The sequence below is a fragment of the Microbacterium umsixpiens genome, from assembly GCF_053543675.1.
In genome coordinates this window covers 1-2,229 of record NZ_JBLVOH010000172.1, presented here as the reverse complement: position 1 = coordinate 2,229, position 2,229 = coordinate 1, and the positions used below count along the sequence as shown (strand labels likewise).

The 2,229-nt window shown below is 70.5% G+C and carries 2 protein-coding genes; both read right to left on the bottom strand.

Features of this window, described 5'->3' with window-relative positions:
- Positions 1 to 37: 37 nt before the first annotated feature.
- Entirely contained in the window at positions 38 to 1,645 is a 1,608-nt protein-coding gene (gene purH, locus ACNPM4_RS16635; RefSeq protein ID WP_029262300.1) for a bifunctional phosphoribosylaminoimidazolecarboxamide formyltransferase/IMP cyclohydrolase, read from the bottom strand.
- 34 nt (positions 1,646 to 1,679) lie between these two features.
- On the bottom strand, positions 1,680 to 2,229 hold a 550-nt coding region (purN, locus tag ACNPM4_RS16630), incomplete at its 5' end, for a phosphoribosylglycinamide formyltransferase (RefSeq protein WP_448986420.1).

Here is a 2,229-nt window from a genome sequence, read left to right as displayed (position 1 = left end):
CCCGAGAAGCGGGGGCGTCGGCGCGGACGCCGGCCGCTCAGTGGAAGAAGTGACGCTCTCCGGTGAAGAACATCGTGACGCCGGCCTTGCGGGCAGCATCCACGACCTCCTCGTCGCGCACCGATCCGCCGGGCTGCACGATCGCGGTGACACCGGCGTCGATCAGCACCTGGGCGCCGTCCGCGAACGGGAAGAATGCATCCGACGAGGCGACCGAACCGGCAGCCCGGTCGCCGGCGCGCTCGACCGCGAGGCGGCACGAGTCGACGCGGTTGACCTGGCCCATGCCGACGCCGACCGTGGCGTTGTCCTTCGCGAGCACGATGGCGTTCGACTTGACGGCGCGGCACGCCTTCCACGCGAAGATGAGGTTCTCCATCTCCTCGTCGCTCGGACGCTCGCCCGACACGAGCTCCCAGTTCTTCGCGACGGAACCGATGTCGTCCGGGAAGCGGTCGGCGTCCTGCAGCAGCAGTCCACCCGAGACCAGGCGCACGTCCATGCGCTCCTGCTGCCAGTCCTGCGGGAGCTGCAGCAGTCGCAGGTTCTTCTTCGCCTTGAACACCTCGAGGGCGGCGGGCTCGAACGACGGCGCGACGATGACCTCGGTGAAGATGTCCTTGAGGTTCTCGGCCATCTTCAGGGTGACCGTCCCGTTCGCGGCGATCACTCCCCCGTAGGCGGAGACCGGGTCGCACTCGTGCGCGCGCAGGTGGGCGCTGGCGATCGGGTCGAGGGCATTCGGGGCGGTCGTGGCGATGCCGCACGGGTTGGCGTGCTTGATGATCGCGACGGCCGGCTTGACCATGTCATACGCGGCCCGCAGCGCGGCATCCGCGTCGACGTAGTTGTTGTACGACATCTCCTTGCCCTGCAGCTGCGTGGCCTGGGCGATGCCGTGACCGCCGGCGCGCGTGTAGATCGCGCCGCGCTGGTGCGAGTTCTCGCCGTAGCGGAGGGTCGCGAGGCGCTCGGCCTGGATCGTCAGATGTGCGGGCAGGTCGCCGGGCTCGGTGAGCGTGCCCTCGGCGAACCACTGCGCCACCGCAGTGTCGTAGGCGGCGGTGTGCGCGAACGCGCGGGCCGCGAGTTCGCGGCGCTGCGCAACCGAGGTGCCGCCGGCGGCCACGGCCTCGACGATCGCGGGGTAGGACTGCGGCGACACGACGATCGCGACGTTGGCGTGGTTCTTCGCCGCGGCGCGCACCATGGCGGGGCCGCCGATGTCGATCTGCTCGACCACGTCGTCGCCGACCGCGCCCGAGGCGACGGTCTCGACGAACGGGTACAGGTTCACGACGACGAGCTCGAACGGCGCGATGTCGAGCTCCTCGAGCTGACGCTCGTGCTCCTCGAGGCGCAGGTCTGCCAGCAGACCTCCGTGCACCTTCGGGTGCAGGGTCTTCACCCGACCGTCGAGCATCTCGGCGACGCCGGTGACGGCGGCCACATCGGTCACGGTGAAGCCGGCGTCGCGGATCGTCGCGGCGGTCGACCCGGTCGAGACGATCTCCACGCCGGCATCGGCGAGAGCTGCGGCGAGCACCAGCAGGTCGGTCTTGTCGCTCACCGAGACGAGCGCGCGCCGGATCGGCACGGTGTCGCGATCGCGGTAGAGCGTGGGGTCGTGGCGGGGGCCGGCCATGATGGCTCCTTCGTGCGGGGGCGTCGGGTGGGGGTCAGGAAGAAGGCGTGAGGGTGAGCTCGCCAGTGGCGATGCCGCGGACGACGTCGATGAGCAGTCGGCGTTCGACGGGCTTGATGCGCTCGTGCAGGCTGTGCTCGGTGTCGCCGTCGAGGACGGGCACGCGCTCCTGGGCGAGGATCGGTCCGGAGTCGACGCCGTCGTCGACGACGATCACGCTGGCGCCGGTCTCGCTGACGCCCGCGGCGAGCGCATCGCGGACGCCGTGCGCTCCGGGGAACTCCGGCAGGTAGGCGGGGTGCGTGTTGATGAGGCGCGGGGAGTACTGCGCGACGAGCGACGGCGGCAGCAGACGCATGAGTCCGGAGAGGACGACGAGATCGGGGTTCCAGACGGCGAGCTGACGGCCGAGCTCGTCCCCCCAGGCCTCACGGCTCTCGTGCTCGTGCCACGGCACGGTGAAACTGGGGATGCCGAACTCCTCGGCGTGGGCCAGCCCGTCGGCTTCGCGGTCGGCACCCACGACGATCACCCTGGCGGGGAAATCGGGATGACGAGCGGCCTCGAGGAGGGCGCGAAGGTTC

Bases quoted from the DNA above. Each gene is read 5' to 3' on its own strand.
- purH (WP_029262300.1), bottom strand. From the start codon at position 1,645: ATGGCCGGCCCCCGCCACGACCCCACGCTCTACCGCGATCGCGACACC.